The organism is Erwinia sp. OLFS4 (genome assembly GCF_002752165.1).
Classification (GTDB): Bacteria; Pseudomonadota; Gammaproteobacteria; order Enterobacterales; family Enterobacteriaceae; genus Izhakiella.
Window position 1 is genome coordinate 1 of sequence record NZ_MOMB01000039.1, and the last position, 2,967, is coordinate 2,967.

General features: G+C 47.0%; 5 protein-coding genes and 1 pseudogene. 2 read left to right on the forward strand and 4 right to left on the reverse strand.

Annotated features, from left to right (window positions below):
- Window positions 1-164: IS1 family transposase (locus BL249_RS06675; protein WP_241898819.1), on the forward strand; the 164-nt coding region annotated here is incomplete at its 5' end.
- Between the two features lie 221 nt (window positions 165-385).
- Entirely contained in the window at window positions 386-658 is a 273-nt protein-coding gene (locus tag BL249_RS19220; protein WP_241898851.1) for a DapH/DapD/GlmU-related protein, read from the forward strand.
- Window positions 659-667: 9 nt separating this feature from the next.
- Here BL249_RS19220 and BL249_RS06685 read toward each other — a convergent pair whose 3' ends face one another.
- The 4 genes and pseudogenes from BL249_RS06685 to BL249_RS06700 all read right to left on the reverse strand — a co-directional run.
- Window positions 668-1,240, reverse strand: a complete 573-nt coding sequence (locus tag BL249_RS06685) for a tail fiber assembly protein (protein WP_099707640.1) — start codon at window positions 1,238-1,240, stop codon at window positions 668-670.
- A 72-nt stretch (window positions 1,241-1,312) separates the two neighbouring features.
- Window positions 1,313-2,110, reverse strand: coding sequence for a macro domain-containing protein (locus BL249_RS06690; protein WP_099707641.1), 798 nt, complete (start codon window positions 2,108-2,110; stop codon window positions 1,313-1,315).
- Window positions 2,107-2,832, reverse strand: a pseudogene (locus BL249_RS06695) (phage tail protein); the annotation flags it as partial. The gene BL249_RS06690 and the pseudogene BL249_RS06695, both read right to left, overlap by 4 nt.
- Window positions 2,804-2,967 (reverse strand): IS1 family transposase (locus BL249_RS06700; protein ID WP_241898819.1); only part of this gene is annotated, 164 nt, incomplete at its 5' end. The pseudogene BL249_RS06695 and the gene BL249_RS06700, both read right to left, overlap by 29 nt.

Genomic DNA, 2,967 nt, shown 5'->3' on the forward strand with positions numbered 1-2,967 from the left:
AGCATCTGACGGGCAAAATTTTCACCCAACGCATTGAACGTAATAACCTGACGCTCCGCACCCGCATTAAACGGTTGGCTCGTAAAACAATCTGCTTTTCGCGCTCAGTTGAGATCCACGAAAAAGTCATTGGAGCGTTTATCGAGAAACACATGTTCTACTAATTGGAGGCATCACCAAAAAAAGATTACCCCCAAGTAAAGCCCGTCTATTTTTTAACACATCCTACTCTTCTCGTAGGAAGAAAAACAAAATATTATCAAGAGCCGGAATAAAATTAAGCTCTCAAACAGCCATAGTAGCACCATTTTATTTTGAATTTGGCAACATAAATTTTTCAGGTGAAGTACTTATCAATACCGGATGTAACTTTCTTGATAATGAAATGATAACAATAAAAACTGGCACCATGATCGGTCCAAACGTAACCCTTACTACAGTCAGCCATCATACAAACCCGGCCTTACGTCATAGTTCAAATATACTTGCTCCAATAGAAATAGGGGAAAATGTATGGATAGGTGCAGGGGCTGTAATCCTTCCCGGAGTAAGTATTGGTGAAAATAGTATTATTGCTGCAAACAGCGTTGTAACTAGCGACGTACCAGCAAATACTTTGTATGCAGGTACGCCAGCAAAATTTAAAAAACATATATAACAATGAATATTACAGTGTCGGTTGCTCCGGCCATTCAGGTTTATTGTAATCAACTCGGCTTAACAGAACACAATATTTTTTCCAGTCTATCAATGCCTGTTTTTCCTCATCTGTTGCCATATCGAGATCAACGGCATCCTGCAGAAGGGCGATTTCATCGCTGGCAACCTGCATTAGGCTAGCTTTTTTATCTTCCATCTCCCTCAGTTGAGCAGCCTTTTCCGCTTCGTTATCTTTTACCCATTCTTTACCGTTCCATTTCTGATACTGACCATCAGGTGCAATCGACGTTGTGCCCGCAGGTAGTGGCCCCAGATCACTAATATACACTGCTGAACCACTTTCGGTATCAAACACGGTTTTTCCTCGATGGTCCTCTACCTGAGACCAACTCGTTTTTTTATCGTCAAATATGGCAACTTTTCCAGCATCAGATTCCGGGGGTTCAATATCCGTACAGTTTGCAGGTAACCCAGTGTGCGGCGGTATATAGGCATCACTGGCACCGATAAATTCCAGCGTGTCGGCACGCAGGTTATAAATGGTAATAGTCTGTGCTTCTTCGCTCATTTTAAAAGTCATTATCTTGCTCCGTGGGTGTGTACGCCGATGTTGATACAACAGTGATGATCATGATCACCATCTATGGATGGCCTAACGTAGTGAGTATGAGTGCCAAATGTTATACTGTGTATGCGAGTCGCGCTGCTGATACGCCCCACTCAGAACATCATCAGCCTGATGTTTCAGACTGATGCAAGGCTGACCTGTACGGGAACAGGTGGTTCTGTAATCCCCAAACCCGATGTATCTTGTGCTGGCGTTTGGGCAGCAGGTTGTCGACGGGCAATATGCCGTCGTGTTAAATACTTCCACCTGGCATGCCGTAGCCTGCTGCCAGCTGATATTCTGCACGGGAGAGATAATACTCAGCCAGGCCAGTTTCATCTGACGGGCAACACTTTCTGGTGTCACTCGTCCGCAACCTGCCCCCATTGCCGGGAATACCACGGTGCAGATTTTTTTATCGTCGCCTGCAGCCCGGTTGTGATGATGAATAGCCAATAGCGCAGCTCGGGTGGCGTTATACACTGCATCGGTACCGTCGATAATCAGCGGCACCCTCATCGTCGGGGTGTGCACCAGCCAGGGGTGGGCATTATCCCCACTGTCGATAACAAACGCGGTCCCCACGGTTTGTTCACCCAAATAATGACTCACAATGTACTGCTGCACCCTAGACTGAAGCTGTGAGCCAAAAAATGCGGTTATAGCAGCATCCACTCCACCATCCATCAATCCGAAGCTGTTAGCCGCGCTGACCATGCAGTCAAACTCCGGGATGGTTTCAAAAGGAGCATTAATGACCTCAACGCCTTCAACATCTGAGAAAATCGCCTCGAATGCGGTAGCCATTTCCGGGACGGGCGCAGACAGAATCAGCTTAATCATGCCAGCCTCACTAAATAGTTAAATGCGATGTTTTTTACGGTATTTTCTGCGTTACCAGCTGCATCTACAGTAACGTCATGCTTATGCGCACCAATTGGCACAAGGTGAGCATGTGCCCCAATTGGAACTGTGTGATCATGGGCCCCTATTCCTACCCAGTGGTCATGAGCACCGATATAAACATTATGAGCGTGCGCACCATCTACAGAAGTCGAGGCCGCTGCACTAGATAATGTGTATTGACTACCGCTGGCACCATTCCCACCAGGATAATCTGGTCGTGAATATGTGTGGGCATGTGCACCCTGAGCATCAGTTGTCTTATTACCATAATCAAAAGCCGTTACTTGTTTCGAACCATAATCAAATCCACTTGTCGTCGGGCTACCATAATCATGGGCTTGTGTAGCTGGGCTTCCGAGGTCGGTCAGTGCAGATGTAGCAGTATGGTTATGTGACTTGATCCCGTCAGCTTCAGCGCTGAGCACGGCGCGACCACTGGCGGGTTTACCTTTAACGGTTTGCCCTCGCATATCAGGCAGAGTCCCTGCCGGATAGGCAACAGCAAGTTTTGGATACTGCGAAGTATCGAATGCCTGCCCCTGCATCAGTGCATAACCCACCGGTACAGTATCCGATGGCCATGGAATTGGACTCCCGACAGGTACCCCCGAATTTTGGTGATGCCTCCAATTAGTAGAACATGTGTTTCTCGATAAACGCTCCAATGACTTTTTCGTGGATCTCAACTGAGCGCGAAAAGCAGATTGTTTTACGAGCCAACCGTTTAATGCGGGTGCGGAGCGTCAGGTTATTACGTTCAATGCGTTGGGTGAAAATTTTGCCCGTCAGATGCT

Coding starts and splice junctions, on each gene's coding strand:
- BL249_RS19220 (WP_241898851.1), top strand. CDS start 386: ATGATAACAATAAAAACTGGCACCATGATCGGTCCAAACGTAACCCTT.
- BL249_RS06690 (WP_099707641.1), bottom strand. CDS start 2,110: ATGATTAAGCTGATTCTGTCTGCGCCCGTCCCGGAAATGGCTACCGCA.
- BL249_RS06685 (WP_099707640.1), bottom strand. CDS start 1,240: ATGACTTTTAAAATGAGCGAAGAAGCACAGACTATTACCATTTATAAC.